27 protein-coding genes are annotated in these 25812 nt (G+C 46.0%); 6 read left to right on the forward strand and 21 right to left on the reverse strand.

Annotated features, from left to right (window positions below):
- Nucleotides 1–75 precede the first annotated feature (75 nt).
- From KI655_RS10965 to KI655_RS10980, 4 genes are all read right to left on the reverse strand, one after another.
- A complete protein-coding gene (locus KI655_RS10965; RefSeq protein ID WP_285404790.1) occupies nt 76–564 on the reverse strand; it encodes a DUF2489 domain-containing protein in 489 nt (162 codons plus the stop codon).
- A 6-nt stretch (nt 565–570) separates the two neighbouring features.
- The gene (gene yihI, locus KI655_RS10970; RefSeq protein ID WP_285404792.1) at nt 571–1122 is read right to left on the reverse strand and encodes a Der GTPase-activating protein YihI; all 552 of its coding nucleotides are present in this window, start codon (nt 1120–1122) and stop codon (nt 571–573) included.
- Nucleotides 1122–1760: a class I SAM-dependent methyltransferase gene (locus KI655_RS10975; protein ID WP_285404794.1), complete on the reverse strand. Its 639-nt coding sequence runs from the start codon at nt 1758–1760 to the stop codon at nt 1122–1124. Before KI655_RS10975 ends, yihI begins: the two co-directional genes overlap by 1 nt.
- 558 nt (nt 1761–2318) lie before the next feature.
- Nucleotides 2319–2936, reverse strand: a complete 618-nt coding sequence (locus tag KI655_RS10980; RefSeq protein ID WP_285404796.1) for a cytochrome c — start codon at nt 2934–2936, stop codon at nt 2319–2321.
- A 148-nt stretch (nt 2937–3084) separates the two neighbouring features.
- Here KI655_RS10980 and yihA point away from each other — a divergent pair, with 148 nt between their 5' ends.
- Together yihA and KI655_RS10990 are read left to right on the forward strand one after the other, a co-directional pair.
- Nucleotides 3085–3744, forward strand: coding sequence for a ribosome biogenesis GTP-binding protein YihA/YsxC (gene yihA, locus KI655_RS10985; protein WP_285404798.1), 660 nt, complete (start codon nt 3085–3087; stop codon nt 3742–3744).
- A 188-nt stretch (nt 3745–3932) separates the two neighbouring features.
- Nucleotides 3933–4577: a GTP-binding protein gene (locus tag KI655_RS10990; protein ID WP_285404800.1), complete on the forward strand. Its 645-nt coding sequence runs from the start codon at nt 3933–3935 to the stop codon at nt 4575–4577.
- Nucleotides 4578–5092: 515 nt separating this feature from the next.
- Here KI655_RS10990 and polA read toward each other — a convergent pair.
- The 3 genes from polA to hemB form a co-directional block, all read right to left on the reverse strand.
- Entirely contained in the window at nt 5093–7900 is a 2808-nt protein-coding gene (gene polA / locus KI655_RS10995; protein WP_285404802.1) for a DNA polymerase I, read from the reverse strand.
- A 681-nt stretch (nt 7901–8581) separates the two neighbouring features.
- Entirely contained in the window at nt 8582–9016 is a 435-nt protein-coding gene (locus KI655_RS11000; protein WP_285404805.1) for a GNAT family N-acetyltransferase, read from the reverse strand.
- Between the two features lie 66 nt (nt 9017–9082).
- On the reverse strand, nt 9083–10126 hold the full coding sequence (hemB, locus tag KI655_RS11005) for a porphobilinogen synthase (RefSeq protein WP_239842190.1): 1044 nt from the start codon (nt 10124–10126) through the stop codon (nt 9083–9085).
- 210 nt (nt 10127–10336) lie between these two features.
- On the opposite strand from hemB, the gene KI655_RS11010 reads away from it, so the two are divergent.
- Nucleotides 10337–11122: a TatD family hydrolase gene (locus tag KI655_RS11010; protein ID WP_285404809.1), complete on the forward strand. Its 786-nt coding sequence runs from the start codon at nt 10337–10339 to the stop codon at nt 11120–11122.
- A gap of 282 nt (nt 11123–11404) precedes the next feature.
- On the opposite strand, the gene tatC is transcribed toward KI655_RS11010, so the two are convergent.
- The 7 genes from tatC to rmuC form a co-directional block, all read right to left on the reverse strand.
- Nucleotides 11405–12151 carry a twin-arginine translocase subunit TatC gene (tatC, locus tag KI655_RS11015; RefSeq protein ID WP_285404811.1) on the reverse strand — a complete coding sequence of 249 codons (747 nt, stop codon included), beginning with the start codon at nt 12149–12151 and terminating at the stop codon, nt 11405–11407.
- 84 nt (nt 12152–12235) lie between these two features.
- Nucleotides 12236–12643, reverse strand: coding sequence for a Sec-independent protein translocase protein TatB (gene tatB, locus KI655_RS11020; RefSeq protein WP_285404813.1), 408 nt, complete (start codon nt 12641–12643; stop codon nt 12236–12238).
- Between the two features lie 3 nt (nt 12644–12646).
- Entirely contained in the window at nt 12647–12883 is a 237-nt protein-coding gene (gene tatA, locus KI655_RS11025; RefSeq protein WP_032551065.1) for a Sec-independent protein translocase subunit TatA, read from the reverse strand.
- Nucleotides 12884–12935: 52 nt separating this feature from the next.
- Nucleotides 12936–14570: a ubiquinone biosynthesis regulatory protein kinase UbiB gene (gene ubiB / locus KI655_RS11030; RefSeq protein ID WP_285404815.1), complete on the reverse strand. Its 1635-nt coding sequence runs from the start codon at nt 14568–14570 to the stop codon at nt 12936–12938.
- Nucleotides 14567–15172: an SCP2 domain-containing protein gene (locus KI655_RS11035; protein ID WP_285404817.1), complete on the reverse strand. Its 606-nt coding sequence runs from the start codon at nt 15170–15172 to the stop codon at nt 14567–14569. The genes ubiB and KI655_RS11035 overlap by 4 nt, the downstream gene beginning before the upstream one ends.
- Before the next feature lie 111 nt (nt 15173–15283).
- On the reverse strand, nt 15284–16063 hold the full coding sequence (gene ubiE / locus KI655_RS11040; protein WP_285404819.1) for a bifunctional demethylmenaquinone methyltransferase/2-methoxy-6-polyprenyl-1,4-benzoquinol methylase UbiE: 780 nt from the start codon (nt 16061–16063) through the stop codon (nt 15284–15286).
- Between the two features lie 65 nt (nt 16064–16128).
- Entirely contained in the window at nt 16129–17661 is a 1533-nt protein-coding gene (gene rmuC / locus KI655_RS11045) for a DNA recombination protein RmuC (protein WP_285404820.1), read from the reverse strand.
- Nucleotides 17662–17797: 136 nt separating this feature from the next.
- On the opposite strand from rmuC, the gene KI655_RS11050 reads away from it, so the two are divergent.
- The gene (locus KI655_RS11050) at nt 17798–18685 is read left to right on the forward strand and encodes a DMT family transporter (RefSeq protein ID WP_285404822.1); all 888 of its coding nucleotides are present in this window, start codon (nt 17798–17800) and stop codon (nt 18683–18685) included.
- Nucleotides 18686–18809: 124 nt separating this feature from the next.
- Here KI655_RS11050 and KI655_RS11055 read toward each other — a convergent pair whose 3' ends face one another.
- From KI655_RS11055 to ftnA, 7 genes are all read right to left on the reverse strand, one after another.
- The gene (locus KI655_RS11055; protein ID WP_285404824.1) at nt 18810–19256 is read right to left on the reverse strand and encodes a PTS sugar transporter subunit IIA; all 447 of its coding nucleotides are present in this window, start codon (nt 19254–19256) and stop codon (nt 18810–18812) included.
- Nucleotides 19253–20509 carry a PTS ascorbate transporter subunit IIC gene (locus tag KI655_RS11060; RefSeq protein WP_032551054.1) on the reverse strand — a complete coding sequence of 419 codons (1257 nt, stop codon included), beginning with the start codon at nt 20507–20509 and terminating at the stop codon, nt 19253–19255. Before KI655_RS11060 ends, KI655_RS11055 begins: the two co-directional genes overlap by 4 nt.
- Before the next feature lie 11 nt (nt 20510–20520).
- Nucleotides 20521–20790 carry a PTS sugar transporter subunit IIB gene (locus tag KI655_RS11065; RefSeq protein WP_285404827.1) on the reverse strand — a complete coding sequence of 90 codons (270 nt, stop codon included), beginning with the start codon at nt 20788–20790 and terminating at the stop codon, nt 20521–20523.
- A gap of 291 nt (nt 20791–21081) precedes the next feature.
- Nucleotides 21082–21552: a hypothetical protein gene (locus tag KI655_RS11070; RefSeq protein ID WP_285404893.1), complete on the reverse strand. Its 471-nt coding sequence runs from the start codon at nt 21550–21552 to the stop codon at nt 21082–21084.
- 311 nt (nt 21553–21863) lie between these two features.
- The gene (locus KI655_RS11075) at nt 21864–23057 is read right to left on the reverse strand and encodes an NAD(P)/FAD-dependent oxidoreductase (protein ID WP_285404829.1); all 1194 of its coding nucleotides are present in this window, start codon (nt 23055–23057) and stop codon (nt 21864–21866) included.
- 213 nt (nt 23058–23270) lie between these two features.
- Complete coding sequence (uspB, locus tag KI655_RS11080) at nt 23271–23594, reverse strand: universal stress protein UspB (RefSeq protein WP_285404830.1); 324 nt, start codon at nt 23592–23594, stop codon at nt 23271–23273.
- A 66-nt stretch (nt 23595–23660) separates the two neighbouring features.
- Nucleotides 23661–24188, reverse strand: a complete 528-nt coding sequence (ftnA, locus tag KI655_RS11085; protein ID WP_285404832.1) for a non-heme ferritin — start codon at nt 24186–24188, stop codon at nt 23661–23663.
- A gap of 187 nt (nt 24189–24375) precedes the next feature.
- On the opposite strand from ftnA, the gene uspA reads away from it, so the two are divergent.
- Nucleotides 24376–24810, forward strand: a complete 435-nt coding sequence (gene uspA, locus KI655_RS11090) for a universal stress protein UspA (protein WP_285404834.1) — start codon at nt 24376–24378, stop codon at nt 24808–24810.
- Nucleotides 24811–24861: 51 nt separating this feature from the next.
- Entirely contained in the window at nt 24862–25740 is an 879-nt protein-coding gene (locus tag KI655_RS11095; RefSeq protein WP_285404836.1) for a carboxylate/amino acid/amine transporter, read from the forward strand.
- The last annotated feature ends 72 nt before the right edge of the window (nt 25741–25812 follow it).

Raw genomic sequence — 25812 nt, forward strand, 5'->3', positions numbered from 1 at the left:
GACTTAGGGGTGTAAGATAACACAAAGGCAAGAGGGCTTATTTGATGTGACACCACACCACATAAGCCCTTTCTATTAGATCATCTGAATGTTGATTTGGTTATTAAGCGGTTTTACTTTCTTTTGTAACTGCTTCAACTCTTCAATGATGGATTCGTTCAAGCGTGACTCTGCTTTTTGTCGAGTCAAGTTCTGTTGCATGCGCTCTCGCTTCGGAAGGTTTTGTCTGTCTTCCCCGCGCGCCATGTCCTTAACCACATGATAAAGCTCTGAGGTCGCTGGATATTCAGCGTCAAAGTCGATGCGTTCATCACCCTGAACAAAGTCCATAATGTTGTACACGCGAATACTCACCTCTGACAAATCACACTGCCCTTGGATGCCAGCAAGGCAAAGGGTGTTGACGTTGTCATAGATGTTCGCGTTACGCTTCTCGATTGCCAGAGCTTGATGCTGCTTTTGCAACTCCGTCTGCTTCTTCACTTGAAGTAGAAGGTAACCTGCGTACGAGCCCAAGCCGAGAATGATAATTCCACCAGCAATTGCTAATAAGGTTACGTTCATTGGTTCTTAACCTTTAAAGTTATCGAGATCGATGTCTTCAAACTGAGACAGTAAGTCTTCATCTGAAGAGGCTTTCTTAGAAACAGACTCAGGAAGGTCATCAAATACCTCTTCCTCTTCTGGCTCAAGCAGGCCTAGGCGATCCATTAGGAACTCGATACGGTCTAGCTTCTCGTCTACCAATTTCTGTAGACCAGCACCTAGGTTCTCGCCCGCTTCAATACGGTCTAGCAAGGTGTTCAGCTGTGCATCGTTCTCAAGCATTTCTAGCTCTTGTTCAAACGACACCTTACGCTCTTGTTTAGTCGGCTTCTTAACCGGTTCGATCACCAAAGGAATCTTTTTCTTGCTGCCTAAACGAGGGTCGCGGTTTTGTGCAGCTTTACGCTGTTTCGCTTCGCCACCGTCTGAGTGACGGCTACCTGATTTTAAACCTTTACGTTTCTTCAGGCGTTTGCGTTCACGTCCTTCCACATCCGATTCGCTACGGTTGCGAGTTACGATCACTTCAGGAGCACCGTAAGCTCCTGGCTTTCTTGATTTTTTGCTACGGCTCATTACTGGGTCTTCCTCAGTAAAATTACATCATTTCCAACAAATTCGAGTTCGAGCTTATCCCGCTCAGCCAAAAACTGGAATGTTTGGCGGCTAAAAAAGACCACATGCGTTGGGTCATTCTTATAGTGCCAACCAGCAAACGCGTCCACGTCTATTACTAGCTTGGTCATAAGACCAATCCAGCCCTCTGGCTTAACTAAATTCAACCATTGCTGCCACACCTTATCGGGTTCATAAAGATGCTCAATCACCTCGGTGGCAGTCATAAAGTCGTACGTCTTATCAAGAACGGTGCGTTCTGGGTGATAGTAGATGTCGTACAACTCCATGGTGTGTCCCGCTTCTTCTAACATGATAGATAGCGTAGGGCCTGGGCCACAACCAAAATCTAACCCGTGTGAGTTAGATGAAATTCTGTCTGTTAATGGGTCGGCAATGCGCGACAAGAACTTACGATAACCAGCATCACTGGGATCATTCTCATGCAGATCATAGTGTGCTTTCTCTTCGCTTGCTTCTAGCCTTTGGTCAGGTTTTACAAATACCAACTCACATTGCTGACACTGCAGATACTCTCTGCGTTTGTCTTCAAAGTAGTGATGCACATCGTGATGATGGCATAAGGGACAAGTATACATAGCACATCCTTAAACAGGGATGCGAAACATACCAGAAAGTGCGTTTAGAGTGGAGAGATATTGGGTGTTTTTTCATCAAATCAATAAAAAAAGCGATAGGAAAACCTATCGCTCTCTAAATCTGCCTATATTGGCCAAAATTTGCATACTCAACTTGGTACACAAATCTCCATTTGTTATTGGTGCTTTCCCTGCCAAATTTGTTTGTTGTTCATCACCCTGATGAATTTTGGCTATCCGTTTCTAACACCTTGTCACTGGGCTATCCTAGCCTGATCCGTTTCTGTCTATACCGTTAGACTAGACGATCATCCATATCGATTTCAGCTCCAAGCTGATGGCGCCTACTTTACTCATTTATCAAAAAACGACAAGAGCGCAGCTTCACACTTTTTGTACAGCAAATGAACACTCATAAATAATGCCAATCTGATCACACCAACAATCAATTCACCCTATAGAAAAGACAACGCCCCAGCCAATCATGGCTAGGGCGCATCCTAAATCTTGCTCGAACGTACATTTCTTCACTCTGGCTAAGAGCGAGAAACCGACAAATTAGTGTAGACCACCAACGTACTTCGATAAGGTTTCGATATCTGCGTCTGTCAGCTTTTTAGCTACATCACGCATCATCGCATTCATGTCGTTGTTACGGCTACCATCGCGGAACTTCTCAAGTTGTAGCTTGATGTATTCTGCATGCTGGCCAGAAATCTTAGGGAAACCAGATAGCTCTGTACCGTTACCACGTGGACCGTGACAAGCAATACATGCTGTTAGGCCGCGTTCAGCGTCACCCGCGGTGTATAGAACTTTACCCTCTTCTACTACGTTTTCTGGTGTAGAGTTATTAGAGATAGGCAGAGATGCGTAATATGCTGCAAGGTCAGCCATGTCTTCTTCAGACAGAGGCATCGCCATTGCACCCATTACAGGTTCATTACGACCTTGTTTACCACCACTAGTCATACCTAGCTTGAGATCTTTTAACTGCTTCTCAAGGTATTTCTCATGTTGACCAGCCAGTTTAGGGTACTGCGTGATCAGACTGTTGCCGTCAGCACCGTGGCAGGCAACACATGTTTGTGATTTGGCTTTACCAGCTTCAATACTACCTTGAGCCCATACTGAGCAGCTGGCTAATAGACTCAAAATTAGCGCTAATTTCTTCATGACATTCCATTATAATTATCAAGCTTCCAGTACCACTCTATGTTGCCACTCATGGTACAATAGGCGACCTTATGCCGAGCACGGTTATTTTACACAAATTCACAAAAAAGTAATCAATCGACTACACAAAGTCGAGATGGAGTTAACAGTGAGCGTAAAAATTCATTATCAAAACACGCATTTCATTACCAGTGCACCTGATATTCGTCACTTACCAGAAGACGAAGGGATCGAAATTGCGTTCGCAGGACGCTCCAATGCTGGTAAATCTAGCGCACTAAATCGCGTTACAAACCAAAAAAGTTTGGCGAAAACCAGTAAGACCCCAGGTCGTACTCAGCTTATTAACCTATTTAAGGTGACTGACGGTTGTCATATCGTTGACTTACCGGGATACGGTTTTGCACAAGTGCCACTAGAGATGAAGAAAAAGTGGCAGAAGTCACTGGGTGAATACCTACAAAAGCGTGAATCGCTTAAAGGCTTGGTAGTATTGATGGATATCCGCCATCCAATGAAAGATCTAGACCAACAGATGATCTACTGGGCGATTGATAGCCGCATCCCAGTACAAGTCCTGCTGACAAAGGCCGACAAGCTTAAACAGGGCGCGCGCAAGGCACAGCTGCTGAAGATTCGTAAAGATGCACAATCGTTCGGCGGTGATGTCGCGGTTGACGTGTTCTCTTCACTTAAAGGCATCGGTGTTGACCAACTGCGCAGCAAGATGGACGAATGGTTCGCACCTGCGCTTGCAGAGCAAATGATTGACGAGCTAGCGGACGAAGAGCGTAACGACGACGCTTAAAATAGACACATTCGTTAGCTTTGATGAATAAAAGACCTACCCTGCTTATATAGCAGGGTATTTTTTTGTCTATTTTTAATCGGTTAGCACTCAGAAGTGATCCATACTAAAAGTCAGAAATAGAACAAATAGATAACAACAATAGTTAGATCACTCCTATCTAACACAATAATGGGAAAGGAAGGCTCATGTTAAAAAAATGCGTACCCGTGCGAATTTTGGCAATCATCTGCACACTATTAACACCACTGTTACAGGCCGAAGAGCCTCAGTCGCCGCCCCCAGCTCTGATGAATGTCGACATGACCCTCGATTTAGATGGCATGGAGAAATACGCCAAGGAAGCAAGCCAATCACTGCAGACCATTTCAGAGTCGCTACAGTCTATTGTTAATAATCCCAACCTCAGCGACTACCAACAACAGGCACTCAATCAAACCATTGCCAGCATTAACCAGCTCAGCGCTTCAACCACGCAATCTCTCAACCACCTTCCTGAGGTGTTCGAACACTCACGAGCCACCTTTCAGCAAACCAGTCAGACGCTACTCGACGATATCCAAACCAAGATCCTGATCGCCTTGATTGCAGTGGTGGGAGTGATTGTGCTCGCTTTGGTCGCTATATACCTGCTGATCCTCAAGCCAATGCAACACACACTGGTCCAAGCCACCAGCAACATCTCTGCCATGGCGCAATCTATCCAGATCACCGCAGAAGCGCTCAAATACAGCACAAACAAACAGCAATACCTGATGGAAGCGATTGAACAGCCGAATCATGGACGTGAAGCCACTAAGCAAATAGAAGATGAGAAAGAAGATAAAGAGTAGTCGTTAATTTGAGTAATCACTCAACCCTAGTTTTAAAGGGGTTATTTTCCTAAATAAAACAAGATTGAGCCGCCCTGATTAATTCTTACATTTTGATCGCTTTATTCCATAACTACGACAAGAACGCAGATCTGGGTGGTGAGGTTTTCTGTAGGATGAGGAGCCAGAGAAAGGCGAATGAAGTCACAAAATGCAGGGAAGAAAAGACGCATTGAAAAATTTTCTTTCGCACAAGAAAAAACGCCCCAGTCAAATACTGACTGGGGCGGCTGAATCAGCCTAATCCAATAACGTGAAACAAAAGGTCTGAAAGATAGAACATCTTACCTCTGTACCCTACGAGATTTAATGTACAACAATTGCTCAGAAATGAAAACAATTTTTGTAGTTTTTTTTCATGAATGTTTTATTAAAACACCAGCAAGCCTTTAAGTGACAGGCTTTATTCACGACAAAAAAAAGCCAGTGTTTGTGCACTGGCTCATACTAATTTAGCAAATAAGGTTAAAAAGTGATTAGTGGGCCTGATCCCAGTTGTCACCATGGCCCGCTTCTGCGACCAGAGGGACATCCAGCTCTGCAGCCGATTCCATCAATTCCTGTACTTTACTTTCAATTTCAGCCAGTGCAGATTCTTCCACTTCAAACACCAGTTCATCGTGCACTTGCATCAGCAGCTTCACGCGACCTGCACCTTCGGCTTGAATCCACTCATCCACCAACAACATCGCTTTCTTGATGATGTCTGCCGCTGTGCCCTGCATTGGCGCGTTGATCGCCGCACGCTCTGCCGCTTTACGACGCATACCGTTACGAGACTTAATTTCTGGTAGGTGTAGACGACGACCATAGATAGTCTCTACGAAGCCCTGCTCTGAAGCTGCGCTACGTGTGTCTTCCATGTACTGCATTACACCAGGGTAACGCTCAAAGTAGGTATCCATGTAGTGCTGAGCTTCGCCACGAGGAATGCCCAGTTGCTTCGCTAGACCAAACGCACTCATACCGTAGATAAGACCGAAGTTGACCGCTTTCGCACGACGACGTTGCTCAGAGGTCACATCCTCGATATTAACGCCAATGATCTCAGCTGCTGTTGCTGCGTGGATATCTTTGCCTTGTTGGAAGGCTTCCAGTAGCGCTTTATCGCCCGATAGGTGCGCCATGATACGCAGTTCAATCTGAGAGTAATCGACTGCTAGAATCTTCCAGCCATGCTGCGCAACGAATGCTTGGCGGATACGACGACCCTCTTCGTTACGAATTGGGATGTTCTGTAGGTTTGGATCGGTCGAAGATAGACGACCGGTTGCTGTTACCGCTTGATGATAAGAGGTATGCACACGACCCGTTTCAGCGTTGATCATCTTCGGCAACTTATCGGTGTACGTCGACTTCAGCTTAGCCAGGCCACGATACTCGATGATCAGCTTAGGCAGTGGGTAATCAAGCGCGAGCTCTTGCAGCACTTCTTCGTTGGTAGAAGGAGAGCCTGATGGCGTTTTTTTGATAACAGGCAGACCCATTTTCTCGAATAGAATCGCTTGCAGCTGTTTTGGTGAGTTCATGTTGAACTCTTGCTCTGCAATCTCGTACGCCTTCTGTTCTAGCTCATCAAGACGCACCGCAATCTCTTGCGACTGTGCACCAAGCAGCATGTCATCAACGAATACACCCGTGCGTTCAATGCGAGACATCACTGGGATCAGTGGTACTTCGATCTCTTCGTAGATGGCTTTTAGCTTTTCATCTTGTTCGATGTTTTTCATTAAACGGTTGTGTAGACGCAGCGTGACATCCGCATCTTCAGCAGCATATGGAGACGCTTCACCCAGCTCGATCTGGTTAAACGTTAGTTGCTTCTTACCTTTACCTGCAATCTGCTCAAACGAGATGCAGCTGTGTTGTAGGAAACGCAGCGCTAGGCTGTCCATATCATGCTTGCCGCCAACACTGTTAAAGACGTAAGACGCCAGCATCGTATCGTGCTTAATGCCTTTCATCTCGATGCCGTAGCGTGCTAATACCGACGCATCGTATTTAAGGTTCTGACCAACCTTGACTTGCGCGTCATCTTCTAAGATAGGTTTAAGCTGCTCAAGCACCCAGTCACGATCCAGTTGTGCAGGCGCGTCTAGGTAATCATGAGCGACAGGCACGTACGCTGCCACACCTTCTTCTGTCGCGAACGATAGGCCAACCAGGTTAGCGACCATGTAATCTAGGCTGTCGGTTTCGGTATCAAAGGCAAACACTTCCGCCGCTTTTAGCTTCTCTAGCCACGCATTGAAGTCTTCTTCGCTGAGAATCGTTTCGTACTTGCTGCGATCGATGGTCACCGCTGACGTGTCCATCTCAACGCTTGATGACGTCGATGCAGCCGCAGAGCGTGTAGCACCCGCTGCGCCAGACTTTTCATCCGCCTCAACCACACCCGTGCCGCCTTCAAGTAGCTCATTGAGCCATGACTTGAAGACTAACTGACCGTACAGTTTGATCAGCTCATCGGTATTCGGCGTCGCTTTGATTAGAGATTCAGGTGTTTCTTCTAGTTCAACGTCGAGCTTGATGGTCGCGAGTTCGTAAGAAAGCTTGGCGTTATCTTCATTATCAATGAGCTTTTTAGCCATGGTTTTTGAACCACGGAAACCCAGTGCTGCGATGTCATCAAGATTTTGGTATAGCTTTTCAATGCTACCAATGCCCTGAAGTAGTGCAGTCGCTGTTTTATCACCGACACCCGGTACACCCGGAATGTTATCCACTTTATCGCCCATCAGAGCTAAGTAATCGATGATCAGCTCTGGCGGGATACCAAACTTCTCAATAACACCTTCACGGTCCATTACCACATTGGTCATGGTGTTGATCAGCGTAACGTTATCGTCCACCAGTTGCGCCATATCTTTATCGCCAGTACTGATCAAAACAGGCATACCCGCTTTAGATGCTTGAGAGGCAAGCGTACCGATCACATCATCAGCTTCAACACCTGGGATAGAGATCAAAGGCAGGCCCATGGCACGAATAACATTGTGCAGAGGCTCGATCTGACAGCGAAGATCATCCGGCATTGGCGGACGATTCGCTTTATATTCTGGATACATATCATCACGGAACGTCTTGCCCTTCGCATCGAAGATCACCGCAATACGATCCGAAGCAAATTGACGCATCATGCTGCGCAACATGTTCACCACACCATAAACAGCATTGGTAGGAATATCACCATTACTCATGGTGCCCGGGTAAGCATGGAACGCGCGATATAGGTAAGAAGAGCCATCAATTAGAATCAATGGATTATCAGGAATACGAGCCATAGTGTTTGTGTATCCAGTAATAAGTACAGAAATGATGGAGTAAGAATGCCACGTATGGTGACGGGATTCCACGTTGTCGATCGGTAACCGTAGAATGGGTTGTGTTTGTTATAAACAGAATCTTGTTATTTTTTGCTCCACAAGCTGCCTCATCTGTGGATAACTCTGTTTATATTATTTATCCACCCTGTTGAGAAGTTGGTAAAATGAAACAAAAATACACCATAAACCATTGAAAATAAAAAATAAAAATAGAGATCGAACATATGATCGACGATCTTTTTTCGATCTTGCGTTGTGGAAAAGAATATTGATGAGGATTTATGCATGCACCTTTATGGTGCTAAATATGCATCTTGTTGAAATGGAGACAGAAAAAAAGCGACACCCGAGGATGTCGCCTAGCAAAAAGCGGTGAAGCTATTCAATTGAATACCACAGCTTAACCAAAAAGCTATAAATTACACTGGAAGCAATGTGAGCAATGTCGTGTCAAAAAGAACTTAGTATAAGTTCGCGAGAATTCTGTCGGTAACTCAGCGGAGCGCTCAGTTACTAAACATCCTTGTGAACATTTCCTCATTCCCTAAGACGAAGTTAATAATAATGATTCTCATTTAATAGTCAACCACTAAATGATAATAAATCTCATTTAATTGCTATTGTCATCGATTCTTCATCTTACATCTGCTTCACAAAGTGGAGTCTATTCTCTTTAATCTCTTCTTTTTCTTCAAAATTTTCTATCATGTAGCCGTTTCTCAACAGCAGTCTCAGCATCGAAGAAAATTGATTTCTAGACTTCACTTTTAGCTGTTTATAGCCCTGATCTCGTACCCATTGCTCTTGAACGTCCAATTGCAATTGAGCCACCCCTTTATTGCGTGCCAATGGAGACACGCCACCAAACCAGCTGTAAAAGGTATGCTCATCCAATTGGTAGCCAATTTTAAATCCGAGTAGTTGCCCCTGCTCTTCTGCCACCAATACCAACTGCTTTTTACCCTGTAGGCGAGCAGAGAGAGACTCTACGCTCTCTTTATGGCTAAACTCATCAATCTGTTCAACCACGGTCACACACTCTTCTAGCGTGCCTTCGCGTACAATAACCGCCATTTTTCTTTCTCCCACAAACGAACAAAGGCCAGCTGTGTGGCTGGCCTTTATAATTTATCTCAACAACTATTTGTTTCTTAGAAACTGCGCCGCTTGAGCATCATCTTCAGCTAACCACTCAGCAACATCTTTCGCGAAGTAAGTCAGAATGCCATCGGCACCAGCACGTTTGAAGCACAGCAGTGACTCAAGTACCGTCTCACGCTCTTTTAGCCAACCATTTTGAATCGCAGCTTTATGCATCGCATACTCACCAGAGACTTGGTAAGCAAACGTCGGCGCTTGCAGCTCATGCTTCACACGACGCACGATATCTAGATACGGCATGCCCGGCTTCACCATCACCATATCGGCACCTTCATTAAGGTCCATCGCCACTTCGTGGATCGCTTCATCGCTGTTCGCTGGATCCATCTGGTAGTTCTTCTTATTGCCGCCTTTTAGGTTCGACGCACTGCCGACGGCATCGCGGAACGGGCCGTAATAACAAGAAGCATACTTAGCTGAGTACGCCATGATCTGAGTGTGAATGTGGCCAGCTTCTTCAAGGGCTTCACGAATCTTACCGATACGACCATCCATCATGTCAGACGGAGCAACAACATCCGCACCCGCTTCTGCGTGTGACAATGCCTGTTTGATCAGGACTTCTGTCGTCTCATCATTCATCACATAGCCATCTTCATCGATGATGCCGTCTTGGCCGTGTGTGGTAAATGGGTCAAGCGCCACGTCCGTAATCACACCGATATTTGGAACATGCTCTTTCAGTGCACGGACTGCACGTTGTACTAAGCCTTCAGAGTTATGCGCTTCTGCTGCACATAGGCTTTTCGCATCTTGGTTAACCACAGGGAACAGTGCAATAGCAGGAACGCCTAACTGAGAAAGGTATTCCGCTTCTTCTAGCATCAAATCAATCGAAAGACGCTCAATGCCCGGCATAGACTCAACCGACTCACGACGGTCTTTACCCATAAGAATGAACATTGGGTAGATTAAGTCATTCACTGACAACTGGTTTTCTGCCATTAAGCGGCGGCTAAAATCGTGTTTGCGCATACGACGCATGCGGCGACCTGGAAATTGACCTTGAATAGAAACAGACACGTGATTCTCCTTGCCTAGCCTAGGTAAACCATTACCTAGATTATAAAAAGTGCAAAATAGTTGGCAAAAGCATATCACCGCTAGCTCAAGACGCTAGCAGTAAAACCTAAAACCCCCATAAAAACCGGGATAAATGGCAAAAAATGACCTTCTCCTCACACTGCCGTATACTCAGGGCAACTCGACTTTTCAGCTTTTCAGGAACCCAACATGATCGACACTCATGCCCATATCTACGCCAGTGAATTTGATAACGACCGCGAGCAGGTCGTGCAACGCGCATTGGCTCAAGGGATTGATCGCATTCTACTGCCTAACATCGACCTCAATTCGATCGAGCCGATGCTGGCCACTGAGCGCCAGTTCCCAGAGGTATGCCGCTCAATGATGGGACTGCACCCTTGTTACGTGGATGGAAACATTGAGGAAACGCTCAAGACCATCCGTGCTTGGTTCGACAAACACAACTTTATCGCGGTCGGTGAGATCGGCATCGACCTCTACTGGGATAAAACCTACAAAGCAGAACAAGAGTATGCCTTTGTCACTCAGCTTCAATGGGCTAAAGAGCTCGATTTACCTGTGGTGATCCATACTCGTGATTCCATTGAAGAAACATTGGCACTATTGAAGCAAGAGCAAGATGGCAGCCTACACGGTGTGTTCCACTGTTTTGGTAGCAGCCTTGAAGAGGCTCAAGCGATCAATGCGCTTGGTTTCCACCTTGGATTAGGCGGTGTTTCGACCTTTAAGAACTCTGGTATGGATAAGGTTATTCCACACCTAGATATGGATTTGGTGATCCTAGAAACAGACTGCCCGTACCTAGCACCAACCCCAAATCGAGGCAAGCGTAATGAGCCAGCTTACACTGAGCTTGTCGCAAAACGAATTGCCGAGTTGCGAGGTATTACAATCGAAGAAGTCGATGCGATCACAACCCGAAATGCCGAACAGCTGTTTAAATTACAGCCAATCGTACCATTAAATAATTGATATAAAGTTACAATTTCAGTTTGAGTTAGAAGCTCAATCGGTCTAATATCAACCTCCTGCATATGGAGGTAGTTGATTATGTGTGACCATTCACAGCACTTACAACGTCAACATCGAACCTTTTGGCATAAACTCATTGGTATAAAAGAGATTTATATCTGTCAGAACTGTGGCTACGTGTTAAAAATTCGATAATTATAAAAACGAAAAAGCGGCCTCTGGGCCGCTTTTTTGCTGTTTAATCATACGATTGGATGAGAATAAGTGAATTGCGTGAAAAGCTCACGACTCCACTTCATCTTCCTCGTCTTTGCGTACGTAGAAGCGAGCAAAGAATAACCCCACCTCAAACAGAATACACATTGGAATCGCCAGCAGCGTCTGTGAAATCATATCCGGTGGCGTCAGCATCATACCGATAACGAACGCACCCACCACGATGTAAGGACGCTTCTCAGCCAGCGACTTTGGATTGGTCGCTCCAGTCCAACACAACAAGATGATGGCAACCGGTACCTCAAAGGCGATACCAAACGCCAAGAACAGCGCCAGTACAAAGTCTAGATAGCTCGAAATATCCGTCGCGAACTCTACCTGCCCTAATGAGATGGTGGTAAAGAAGGTAAACACCAGTGGGAATACCACGAAGTACGCAAAGGCAACACCGCAGTAAAACAGCAGTGAGCTCGATGCCATCAATGGCATGATCAAGCGCTTCTCATGCTTGTATAAGCCCGGAGCCACAAAGGCCCACACTTGATACAAGATAAACGGTACTGCGACAAAAATAGAGGCAACGAGGGTCAGCTTCAACGGCGTAAAGAACGGTGAAGCCACATCGGTTGCGATCATGGTAGCCCCTTCAGGTAGGCGATCTACCAGAGGAGCCGAGACAAACTCATAGATGTCATTGGCAAAATAAATCAGCCCTAGGAACACCACCACCACAGCCACAATGGCTCTCAATAGGCGGTTGCGCAGTTCTAGTAAGTGACTGATTAAAGGCTGTGTCTGCTCAGTCGAAGACATGTCTAACCTCTTAATAAGGACGATCGAAAAGGAGCCGCACGCATACTTATTGGTTCAAGTACTTCGCGACTCCTCCTTGCGAGACTATTCGGCTTTCTTATCTGGCGTAGCTGATGCCTCACTGTTGATCTGAATTGATTCATGATCCGCAGTCTCAGTGTGACTCGTTTGAGCCTCACTTGGCTTATCAGACTCAGGCTTAGCGTACGGACGTTGAACTTCTGCAGCAGCCTGCTTCAATTCATCCACCGACTTTTTCAGCTCAGGAGAAAGATCTTCCATCCCCATTTGCTCAGCCTTACGCAGGTTCTCTTGCAGTTCTTGAACCTTAAGTTCATGTGAAAGTTCATCTTTCACACTGTTCGCCATGCTCTTCGCCGATCCAATAAACTTGGAGACACTACGAATCGCCACAGGCAAACGCTCAGGCCCTAAAACAACTAACCCGACGACAGATATTAATACCAGTTCCCAAAAACCGATATCAAACACGACTTACGCCTGCTCTTTGTCTTTCTTAGTTTCAGCAGTTGCGTCAGTCTTCTGCTGTTCAATGTTTTTTTGTTCAAAGTCTGCATCTTTCTTTGCAGGCTCTTCATCATTCATTGCTTTCTTGAAGCCTTTTACTGCTGAACCTAGGTCACCACCCATACCGCGTAGTTTCTTCGTTCCAAACAGCAAGATTACGATTACAGCAATGATTAGAAGTTGCCAAATACTGATTCCACCCATTGTCATTGTCCTCGGGTCTGTCTACAAAAAAATTATTAAGGAAGTCTACCGCTTAACGACGGTAAGCTCGCCAACTTAGCAGCCAAAATGTGACACCTGCGATGCCACAGCCCATAGATAGCTGCTGGTAAGGGCTTGAAACTAATATTGCGGAGCATACGACTAAAGTTGCTCCAACGCCAAACAAAAATTTACCCGTTGCTTGCTGACGCTTACTTTCTCTATAGCCTTGATAAAGCTGATCCATTCGTTGGTTCATCGCTTTACCTTGGCGCAAACTGTCATAAAGCAGCTCCGGCAGTTCTGGCAGCTTCTCTGCCCAGAAAGGCGCGCGGTCTTTCACCGCATTGATCACCGCTTGCGGACCAACTTGGTTCATCATCCAAGTTTCAAGGAAAGGCTTCGCCGTCTCCCACAGATCCAGCTGCGGATAGAGCTGACGCCCTAACCCTTCAATGTACAACAAGGTCTTTTGAAGAAGGACCAGCTGTGGCTGAACCTCCATATTAAAACGCCTTGCCGTATTAAATAAGTTTAGCAACACATGGCCAAACGAGATCTCACCCAATGGTTTGGCGAAGATCGGCTCACACACCATGCGAATCGCAAATTCAAAATCATCGACGTTGGTGTCATGCGGTACCCAACCAGAATCGACGTGCAGCTCTGCCACTTTACGATAATCTCGGTTGAAGAAAGCCAACAAGTTTTCCGCCAAGTAACGCTTATCTTCGCTATTGAGCGTACCAACAATGCCGCAATCAAGACCAATCCACTGCGGGTTGTCTGGATTCTCTGGGTTTACGAATACGTTGCCCGGATGCATGTCCGCATGGAAAAAACTGTCACGAAACACCTGAGTGAAGAACACTGAAACACCACGTTCAGCCAGCAGCTTCATATTAGTGCCATTGGCTTCTAGCATCGGAATGTCCGACACCTGAATACCGTAGATGCGTTCAGAGACCATCAAGGTTTCACTGCTCAGATCCGGGAGTACCTCCGGAACATACAGCTCTTCACTGCCTTCGAAATTGCGTCGTAGCTGAATCGCGTTTGCGGCTTCACGGCGTAAGTCGAGTTCATCGAGCAGCGTCTTTTCGTACTCTTTGACCACTTCAACAGGTTTCAAACGACGTGCTTCAGGAAGCGACTTGGCGACTATACGCGCCATTCGGTGCATCAGTTTTAGATCTGCATCAATCACAGAGCGAATATCAGGGCGAATTACCTTAAGTACCACCTCTCGACCCGAATCTTTCAGTTTTGCCGTATGCACCTGTGCAATCGAAGCCGATGCCAGTGGCTTAATATCAAAGTCGGTAAACCAGTTATCTAAACTGCCGCCTAGCGCCTTCTCCATATCGCGCTTCGCCAACTCGCCGTCAAACGGGGCAACTTGGTCTTGCAGCAAAGCTAACTGATCGGCAATGTGCGGAGGAAACAGATCGCGACGCGTCGACATCATCTGACCAAACTTGATCCACACAGGGCCCAACTCTTGCAGTGCAAGGCGCAGACGATGACCGAGTTCCTTATCTTGATGACGATTTTTAAGCCAAAACAGTGACTTTCGAGCCAACAATGGCGCTTTAGTCAATTGGTGCTCTGGCATTAATTCATCAAGGCCATACTCCAACTGTACCTTGATAATGTGATAAAGACGTTTCAGTTCTGCCGGCGTCATGCTTTCTCCAGTAGAGTATTCAGCTTGGCCTCAAGGCGCGCTGTGGCACTTTTTACGTCATCAACCTGATCACAGAAGTGCGCAATCTCTAGCGGTGCTGGTGCGATCTTCCACTCTTCCGTTAGTACCTGCGCAAAGTGGTTCTGGTGCTTATTGGCTTGCGAAGCGACAAAACCGCCGACATTCTTAACGCCCTGTACCAGCGTATGGGCCACTACATCACCCGTCACACGAGACAGCCACTCTTCGATATCCGGCTTACAGTCAGTCATTAACTGAGCAAACTTCTGAGCCAACTGAATATCGCCTTCTAGAATCAGTTTGTCTTGCTTGATCAGCTTGGTGATATTGGATTGCTCACGCAACTCAGGGAGAACCGAGAGATTCAAAGAGAGGTAACAATCAGGCTGCCCTTCGTAATCGGCTAATACGTCGATCTGTTGGCTAAACACAAACGTCAGTGTTTTGTTGAGCTCTTTGAGATTCACTTGAATGATCTGGCCCTTTAAACGCGATAAACGACGAACCAGATCTGGGTCGTCGTTTACTAGGGTGTTCAAAGAGGTTTCAATAACCGCAGTTACTAGTGGGTCAAATGGCATGACTGTCCTTACCTTTGAAAACGGATAGGTCACCGCCTATCCGAGTATCATTATTGTTGCCTATTTGGCGTGTTCTTTTGTACTTATCGCTGCTCGAGCGTGATAACAAGCTTAGAACTTGTATCCACGGTGCAGCGCCACAATCCCGCCAGTCAGATTGTAGTACTTAGTGTTTTCGAAACCGGCTTCTTGCATCATACCTTCCAGAGTCTCTTGGTCTGGGTGCATACGAATAGATTCCGCAAGGTAACGGTAGCTGTCTGCATCATTCGCGATGATTTCACCCATTTTTGGCAATAGGTGGAATGAGTAGGCGTCGTACACTTTTGAAAGTGGCTCAAGTACTGGCTTAGAAAACTCCAATACCAACAGACGACCGCCCGGCTTCAATACGCGGAACATTGAGCGCAGTGCTTTATCCTTATCGGTTACATTACGTAGACAGAAGCTGATGGTGATGCAATCGAAGTAGTTGTCTGGGAATGGCAGTTCTTCTGCGTTCGCTTGAACATAATGAACGTTACCTACGATACCGCTATCACGCAGCTTGTCGCGGCCAACATTCAGCATTGAATTGTTGATATCCGCTAATACGACATGACCGTTTTCACCGACAATGCGCGAGAATTTTGCGGTTAGGTCGCCAGTACCGCCACCAAGGTCAAGAATGCGTTGACCAGGGCGAACGCCACTGCAATCAATAGTGAAGCGCTTCCATAGACGGTGAACACCACCCGACATCAGGTCATTCATAATGTCGTATTTAGCGGCTACAGAGTGAAAAACCTCTGCAACTTTCGCAACTTTCTCGTCTTTTGCGACTGTTTCAAAACCAAAGTGTGTGGTTTCTGATTCTACTGCTGTATTTGTTTGCACACTGGTGTCCGTCATGCTGTTCTCTACCCTGGTAAGTCCTCAACGGCAGCGCAATAAGCCTTTGGGCGCGCTGCGGTCGATTAGTTTACTTTATCCTCAGCAGGTTGTCTTTCTACTAACGAGGCATTTTCTGAAAAAGCGTCGTTTTGCGCGAGCTCTGTCAAGCTCACCGCGATCGGCTTTTTCACTTCTACCCCTAACTGCTTGAAGCTCTCTGCTTGACGAATCACGTTGCCACGGCCAGTTGCCAACTTATTCATCGCCCCTTGGTAGTTCTGGTTGGCTTTATCTAACGCTCCACCAAGGCCTTCCATATCATCTACGAACAAGCGCAGCTTATCGTACAATTTACTTGCACGTTCAGCGATGATTTGCGCGTTTTGGTTCTGACGCTCATTACGCCACAGGTTATCAATGGTACGCAGCGCCACGAGCAGAGTGGTTGGGCTCACCAAAATAATGTTCTGCTCCATCGCATCTTTAACAAGGCTTGGATCGGCCTGAATCGCTACTTGGAATGCAGGCTCAACGGGAATAAACATCAATACATAGTCGAGGCTCTGAATGCCTTTCAGTTGATGGTAATCCTTCTGGCTCAAGCCTTTAATATGTGCGCGCAGTGACACTAGGTGGTCACGCAGTGCCACATCACGCTCAGCATCAGTTTCTGCATTGAAGTAACGCTCATAAGCCACCAAGGCCATTTTCGAATCGACCACCACTTGTTTGTCTTGAGGTAAGTGAACAATCACATCCGGTTGATAACGCTTGCCGGCTTCATTCTGCAAGTTAACCTGAGTTTGGTATTCGTGTCCTTCACGCAGACCAGACTCGGCCAATACGCGCGCCAGTACCACTTCACCCCAGTTACCTTGCTGCTTGTTATCACCCTTGAGGGCTTGGGTTAGGTTCACCGCTTCACGAGTCATGCTTTCATTCAAGCGCTGTAGGTTTTTCAGCTCATGAACTAGGGTATGGCGCTCTTTTGCTTCTTGGCTAAAGCTGTCGTTAACCTGCCTCTTAAAACCTTCAAGCTGCTCTTTGAGTGGTGAAAGCAGCCCTTCAAGACTCTGTCTGTTTTGCTGATCGACCTTGGCGGTTTTCGCTTCAAACAACTGGTTCGCGAGGTGCTCAAATTGCTGCTTTAGGCGCGTCTCTGCTTGTTCTAGCAATTGCAGCTTCTCGTGATTGGCGAGGTTCTCTTGATCATGACGCGCTTCTTGCTCACGCAGTTCGGCTTCAAGCTCCGATTTCTGATCTTTGAGCGTGTTTATCTCATCGAAATATTGCTGACGCTCTTGTTTAACCGCCTCGAAATAGCGCAGCTTTTCCATCGCCGCCATCACCTTGCCGTGGGCTTGCTTGAGCTCAAATGCAGCTTTGTCGCGCTCATCATCGAGTTCATCAAGCTCTTGCTGGGCTTCAGCAAGGGAGGCTTTCAATTGCGACGTTTGTGATTCATGCAACTGACGGTCAGATTCCAACTGCTGCTCCAAAAGCTGCTGCTGAAAAGAGAGTTTCTGTTTGATCCACCAACCGACAAGGCTACCGCTGATAACCGCTGTAGAGGCGGCGGCGATAAGGGTGGTTTGATGCTCGATAATCCATTGCATGGTAGTGACTTAGCCTAATTGGAAATAACTCATTAAATGGTATTTTGATACTGGATAAATGTCCAGTTTGCCGTATTAAATTTCGACAGATAGACTAGGCGTCCGTATTCTGTCCTATTCAACTTGATGAGCCTTTATGAACGAACGTCGCGCCCTCGGCTTTGGCCTCTCCGCGGTCCTACTCTGGTCAACAGTAGCCACGGCCTTTAAGCTAACCTTAGCTGAATTTTCCCCAATTCAGATGCTGACCATTGCCAGCGTGGTCTCTTCTATTGCGCTGATTATCATCTGTTACTTCCAAGGCAAACTGTCACAACTGTCGACCACCTTCTTTGCCAACCCTTGGTATTACTTGCTGCTCGGCCTGATTAACCCCCTCGCTTATTATCTCATTTTATTCAAGGCTTATGACTTGTTGCCCGCCTCTCAAGCGCAGGCGATCAACTACAGCTGGGCGATCACCTTAACTCTGATGGCTGCGGTATTCTTAGGGCAGAAAATCCGCAAGCAAGACTGGGTGGCGTGTACCTTCAGTTACATTGGCGTGGTCGTGATCGCCACCAAGGGTGATATTCTTGGCATGCAGTTCGATAGTCCTCTAGGGGTTGGGTTAGCGCTACTATCGACGCTACTTTGGGCGGGTTACTGGATTCTGAACACCAAGAACAAAGCCGACCCTGTGGTAGGCGTGTTGCTTGGATTTTTGGTCGCACTGCCGTTTGCAATTGGTCTAACAATCTATGAGGGTGAAAGCTTTACTCAGATCACCACTAAGGGCTGGATGGCGGTGACTTATGTTGGTCTGTTTGAGATGGGCATTACCTTCGTATTGTGGCTATCCGCGTTGAAGTCGACCAATAACACCGCACGTATCAGCAACCTGATTTTTGCATCGCCGTTCATCTCGTTGATGCTACTCGCGACCATCATCGGTGAAGAGATTCACCCATCAACACTGTTTGGTTTGGTGCTGATCATTACTGGTTTGGTGATTCAACAGCTCAAGCTGTCAAAAGGCAAATAATCTACCAAGGGTAAATCGCCTTAAAGTAGACAAAAGTCGCTAAAAAACGCGAAGTAGATATAACTGACAAAGAAAAGGCCCTCATCGTGAGGGCCTTTATAATTGTGGGGGCAGGAGCGAATAATCAGTATTTCGCCAAGATATCTGCAATCTCTTTATTGGTGTTCGCTGCGATGATGGCATCAATATCATCATCATTTTGGAACAGCTCAGAGAGCGCCATAATAGTCTGAATATGGCTGTCTGAATCCATCGCCGCCAGAGTAATAGAGAAGTACACCTCGCCATTATCTTCCGACTCTAAATCCACACCCTTTTTGAATACCGTTACTTGCAGACAAGCCTCGTTAACACCGTCTTCAGGGCGAGCATGTGGCATCGCAATCTTTGGTGCCAGCACATAGTATGCGCCAATGTCTTTGTGTTTCTGTTGAATCGCTTCTAGGTAAGATTGCTCTACCTTGCCGCTCTCAATCAGCTTAGAGCAAGTGATCTCTAGCGCAGCATCAACCGTTAAGTTTTCTTCTGTTGAGATAACAATGTTATCGCCCGTTAGTTTCAAAATGCTCATGACACAATCCAACCTAGAATAAGACCAACAACACCGAAGTCAAAGTCAGCAAATGTTGTTGCTTCAAGACCCATACCACCTAGCACTGGCAGCAGTAACATCGGTAGGAATGAGATACACAGACCTTGAGTAAAGGCACCCAGCACCGCACCGCGTAGACCACCCGTCGCGTTACCGTAAACACCTGCAGCACCACCTACGAAGAAGTGAGGAACCACACCCGCTACAATGATTGTCCAATCGAACATGCCTTGGATGCCCATTGCAATCAGACCTGCTGCGAATGAAGACAAGAAGCCAATCAATACCGCGTTAGGAGCAACAGGGAATACCATCGGACAGTCTAGCGCTGGACGAGCACCTGGAACCAATTTGTCAGAGATGCCTTTGAATGCAGGAACAATCTCGGCAATCAACATCTTCACACCTTGCAGTACGATGTATACACCACCAGCAAACACAAGCGATTGCATGAAGGTAAATACAATCCAGTTCTGGCCACCCGATACCGACTCAACAAAGGTTGGGCCTGCAAAGATAGATGCGAACATGAAGAAGATCGCCATGGTTGTTGCCACTGCTACCGGTGTATCGCGAAGGAACATCAGGCTCTTAGGCACGTTGATATCTTCCGTCGACTTCGATGTATCACCAAACTTGCTACCGATGTAACCAGATACTAGGTAAGAGAAGGTAGAAAAGTGACCCATCGCTAGCTGATCGGTACCCATTACTTTCTCAGTGTATTTCTGAGCAAGTGCAGGCATGATCACCATCAGAGAGCCCACAATCACAGAGCCCATCGCCACCAAAAGTGTGCCTTGAATGCCGCCCGTAGACAGGATTACAGCCACTAGCATCGACATGAACATGGTGTGGTGACCGGTTAAGAAAATAAACTTAAGCGGAGTAAAACGAGCCAGTAGAATATTCACAACGAAAGCGAAGAACATAATCAGTGCCATTTCATAACCGAAGGCTTCTTGCGCTAATGCAACAATTGCTTCGTTATTTGGAATAACACCACTTACGCCGAAAGCTTCGGTAAATACCACTGAAAAGTTATTTAGTGCGCCAACAAGAGCGCCAGCACCAAAACCTAAAATTAGGAAACCCATAACAGTTTTAATGGTGCCTTTTAATATGGTTGATACATCTGCCTTTTGTGCAACTAAGCCAATAAAAGCAATTAATCCGACCATGATTGCTGGCTCTTTTAATAAGCCAAGCATGAACTCAAAGAAATTAGCCATTATTTACTTCCTTACATGAAAGCTTTTAGTTGCTCTTCAATTGACGCCTTATCAAAGATATTTGCTAGGCTTACAATGTTTGTTTTACCCGCTTCTGATAATTGATTTGCAACGTCGGTCGCTGCGACCCAAATATCCGCTGAGCTTGATGCTGCTGAAGATAAATCTTCGTGGTCAACTTCCGCTTCTAGACCAATTTTACCCGCAACTTCTTTAACTGCCATTTCCATCATTAAAGAAGTACCAAGACCATTTCCGCACACAACCATAATCTTTTTCATAATATAAATCTCTGTAGGGTTTTAATCAGGAAACTATATTGTCTCCGTTTATTTGTTGATAAGAATAGTATCTAAAAGCCCCAAAAACAGAATAGATCACCATCACAAAACCAAAATGACCTTGTGATGCAGATCTCGTAAAAAGAAAGAAAAAGACGATTTTATCGTCGATACCAGTGTCGATACTACTTAAGTGTGAGGTGAATAAATTATATAAGTTTGAGTGATAAACTGTGCTGGAATATAAAGTGTGATCTGGGTATATGATAGATGTTCAATATTGGACGAGAGTTATTTACCGTAATCAGTAAGCATCTTTTTAAGAAGGCTGTTAACGTCTTTGGTCTTTTTATTTCGCTTAGTTAATGCACTTAAAGAAGTCGGCATTTTTGGCGATTCTTTATCTGATATAACCTCTTCCTCTCGGTCTCGCATTTTTTGCACCGCAGGCAAAAGCATACGAACCTCTTCTCCTTCCCTATTTGCCATAACAACAATATTACCGGACTCTACCGAGGTAATCGTTAGAGTGCCGTGTTTAGGAGATTGGACTGTTTCACCGACTAGTGTAGATTGAGGTGGGACAGAGCGATCAGATAATTGACCACTGCGCAGTTTCGCCGCTGTAATAGCACGAATATTACCTGTATTTTCAAACGCAACGATAACAGTATGAGTATTGTAGTATTCTATAACGGTAACATAACCATGTTTTTTCGTATCAAATCTAGCACCTATTTGCATATCTAGCGGTGCATCCATTTTCTTAATTTGCATTCAGCAATACCTATTACGTCCGTTTGTCTACTCAATAAATTATATACGCCATTATCGCCATATTAAATAATAAATCATCTGTTCTAAGTCAAATGTCTCACATTAACTCTCACCAGAAATTGAAATACTTATTATTAAATAGTGAGTTGCGTAGGTTATTCGATAACTGAAATCTATCGTTTGAGAAAAAGAAGAAGAGAGCGAGGAAGCCAGCAAGATGAGTAAACCTTTCAGTAGGTCTTACTCATCTTGTTAATTTATCATGCAGAGGTGCGTTTGAGTTCGCGATTAAACCGCTACACCCACTGGCCAGCTGCGAAGCCAGAGCTCCAGCACCATTGGAAGTTGTAGCCACCTAGCCAGCCGGTCACATCCATCACTTCACCAACAAAGTACAAGCCCGAGACTGTTTTACACTCCATGGTTTTTGATGACAGGTGATCGGTGTCGACACCGCCTAGTGTCACCTCAGCAGTGCGATAGCCTTCGGTGCCATTCGGTGCGATCTTCCAGTTTTCTAGATGCTCAGTCACCGCCGCTAACTGCTTCTCATTGAATTGCTTTAACGGCTTGTCTTGCAGCTCTTTACGCTCAATCAACGCCTCCACCAGACGCTTTGGTAATACCTTAGCAAGCGTGTTCTTTAGGCTCTGATTTGGGTGCTTCTCACGTGAGCGCTCTAAAAGCTCAGCCACATCCGCGTCAGGCACCAAGTTAACTGATACCGCTTGACCTGCTTTCCAGAAAGAGGAAATTTGCAGAACGGAAGGGCCAGATAGACCACGGTGCGTGAAAAGCAGTGCTTCTTTAAATAGCGTACCATCTTGAGCGGTGATCTCTGCAGGGATCGCAATACCAGACAGTTCGGCGAAGTCCTCTTTATCTTCTTTATGCAGCGTAAATGGCACCAGACCAGCAGACGTTGGCATCACAGCTAAACCAAACTGCTCCGCAATCTTATAGCCAAACGGCGTTGCGCCCAGTTTAGGCATCGACAAACCACCTGTCGCTACAACTAGCGACTCACATTCAACCACATCAGTATTAAGGTGCAGTTGGAAGCCTGTCTCAGTCTTTTCAATCGAGTGAACGTCACAACGGTAGCGTTGCTGAACACCGGCATCATCACACTCTGCGAGAAGCATATTAACGATGTCTTTTGCGGTGTGGTCATTCACACAGAACAGTTGGCCATGATCTCGCTCTTCAAACTCAATGCCATACTTGCTGACCATAGAGATGAAATCCCAGTTGGTGTACTGAGAGAGCGCAGATTTCACAAAGTGGCGATTGCTACATAGAAAGTTATTGGCAGACACATCATAGTTGGTGAAGTTACAACGGCCACCACCAGAGATCAGAATTTTTCGACCTGGCTTCTTGGCATGATCAACCACCAGCACACGTCGGCCACGCTTACCCGCTTCAGCGGCACACATTAAGCCAGCGGCGCCTGCGCCAATTACGATGACATCAAATTTTTCACTCATGGTGTTCTGCTTTACTTACCTAATCATCACTCAGCACTTCCTGTACCTGTGACGTAACCAATAAAAAAGGATGTGCGTTAACAGCACATCCTTACTCGTTGCTCGCTATTTTAGCGTCAAATTTTAACTTTGCAATTGCTCGCGTTGCACTCAATAGGCGTGCACAACCGCTCTTGAAAAGAGATCAGCTTGTTTTGAATGACTCATTGTCGGTTAGACAAAGAATGCCGCCAAAAGGGTCACGCCAAGCAGAGAGACAGATAAAATGAACAGCTCTCTTACTCTATCGCACTTGCCAGTGAATACTGGGTCGTGATGATGGTGATACTCTTTACTCTTGATGTAACTGAACAGTCTTACCTGCTTGGTTACATTGCCGTGCGTTGTGAAGAAACCGCCGCCATCGACTTGTTGATACAAAAGTGGGTGTGCTTCTCGCATAATGTAAATCAGTGTTCTTAGCGCCGTAATGTAACGCGCCCAGTTCACACAAGTCACAACCATCAATGCAAATAGAATAGTGTCGCCACTGATCATCCTTTCCTCCCTACATCTTCGTGAGGCGCTCAAAAGAAAAAGACGATCAGAGCTTTTTCTTACAGCTTACGCTGCTGGAGCATCCATAATTGAAGATGAACCATCTTTTGCCAATTGCGCTAGATCTTTGTCGATAAAGAACAATGCTTTACCATCTTCGCCAACAAGCTCTAGCTTATCCAGAATACCTTTGAACAGCTTCTCTTCCTCATGTTGCTCAGCGACGTACCACTGTAGGAAGTTAAAGGTAGAGTAATCTTGTGTACTGAAAGCAACGTGAGCCAGTTTGTTGATCTTCTCTGTGATCATCTGCTCATGTTCATAAGTCTCGCGGAAAACAGCACCTAGGCTATCGAACTCATGCTTAGGTGCTTCAATGGCACCTAGGATCGGCATAGCACCTGTCTCACTTACGTAAGTGAATAGACGCTGCATATGTTCCATTTCTTCCACTGCATGAGCGCGTAAAAACTCTGCTGCTCCGTCAAATCCTTTGTCTTCACACCAAGCACTCATTTGTAAGTATAGATTGGATGAGAAAAATTCTAGATTAATTTGCTCATTCAGTTGTTCAACCATTGTTGTAGACAGCATTAAAGTCTCCTAGTTACGCCTTCATTTTCTCTACTATATCACTATTTTATCATTATCTCGCAGGCTATTAGTTAACCATTATTTCGATGAGGTTTTACGCAAGAGAGTGGATATGAGATCACTTCAGCAAAAAAACGCCTGCCTTAGTGCTAATCTTTAACTAGACAACGAATAGGGAGATAGCGGTATGAGTTACAAACATATTTTGGTCGCCGTCGATTTATCTGACGACAGTAAACTGATCGTAGACAAAGCAGTCGCACTCGCGAAGCCGCTCGATGCTAAGGTCTCTTTTATTCACATCGACATTAACTATGCTGAGCTCTATACCGGGTTGATTGATATCAACATGGCAGAGACACAGCACAACGCTATGGAAGCGTCGCGTATCCAGCTGAGCAACTTTGCCGAGCATGCCCAATACCCTATCACTCACACCTTAGTTGGTAGTGGTGATTTGAGCCATGAGCTGTGCGATACCATCAAAGAGTTTAATGTCGACCTTGTGGTGTGCGGTCACCATCAGGACTTCTGGAGCAAGCTGCTCTCTTCTACTCGCCAACTGATCAACGCAACACCGGTAGATATGCTGGTCATTCCATTGAGGGATCCAGAAGACTAATTCGTTACACTTGGGTAACATAGCTGAATACTTCCACAACTTGATATTGTTATGCGTTATTTAGTCGGTGTTACCCTTCTTTGGGCCTTTTCATTTAGCTTGATCGGTGTTTACCTCGCCGGTCAAGTTGATTCATGGTTTTCTGTCTGGATTCGTGTCGCGCTGGCCGGATTGGTGTTCCTTCCTTTCTTAAAATTCCGAGGCATTTCAAAAAAACTGATCGCGAAGCTAATGACGGTCGGTGGTATTCAGCTCGGACTGATGTACTGCTTCTACTATGAATCGTTCTTGCTGCTGTCTGTCCCTGAAGTGTTGCTGTTTACTGTCTTCACCCCAATTTACGTAACTTTGATTTACGACCTCTTGAAAGGACGTTTTTCCCCTTGGTACTTAGTAACGGCTGTGATCGCCGTGGCCGGTGCTGCTGTGATCAAATTTGCAGGCGTCAACGAAAACTTCCTCACGGGCTTCTTGGTGGTACAAGGGGCGAACCTCTGTTTTGCAATTGGTCAGATCGGCTACAAAACGATTATGGAGCAGGAGTCTGTCGAGCTACCTCAACATACCGTGTTTGGTTATTTCTATCTTGGCGCTTTCTGTGTCGCATCCGTAGCCTTCTTGCTGCTTGGTAATACCGATAAACTGCCAACGACGTCTGTGCAGTGGGGAATCTTGATCTACCTAGGTTTAGTGGCATCAGGTTTGGGCTACTTCTTCTGGAACAAAGGCGCGAGCTTGGTCAACGCAGGAGCGCTTGCCGTGATGAACAACGCGCTGGTTCCGGCTGGGTTAGTGGTAAATATTCTGATCTGGAACCGCGATGTCGACCTCACACGCTTGGCGCTGGGTGGTACGATTATTTTGTTGTCACTGTGGGTCAATGAGACGTGGGTTAAGAAGAAAGTCGCACTCAGTGCCAGCAATGCTTAACCGCTTAATGGCTTAATGGCTTAATGGCTGATGCTATTCAATGATAACCACCGACTGTCATCGGTGGTTTCG

The sequence above is a fragment of the Vibrio sp. D404a genome (assembly GCF_030248535.1).
Taxonomy (GTDB): domain Bacteria; phylum Pseudomonadota; class Gammaproteobacteria; order Enterobacterales; family Vibrionaceae; genus Vibrio.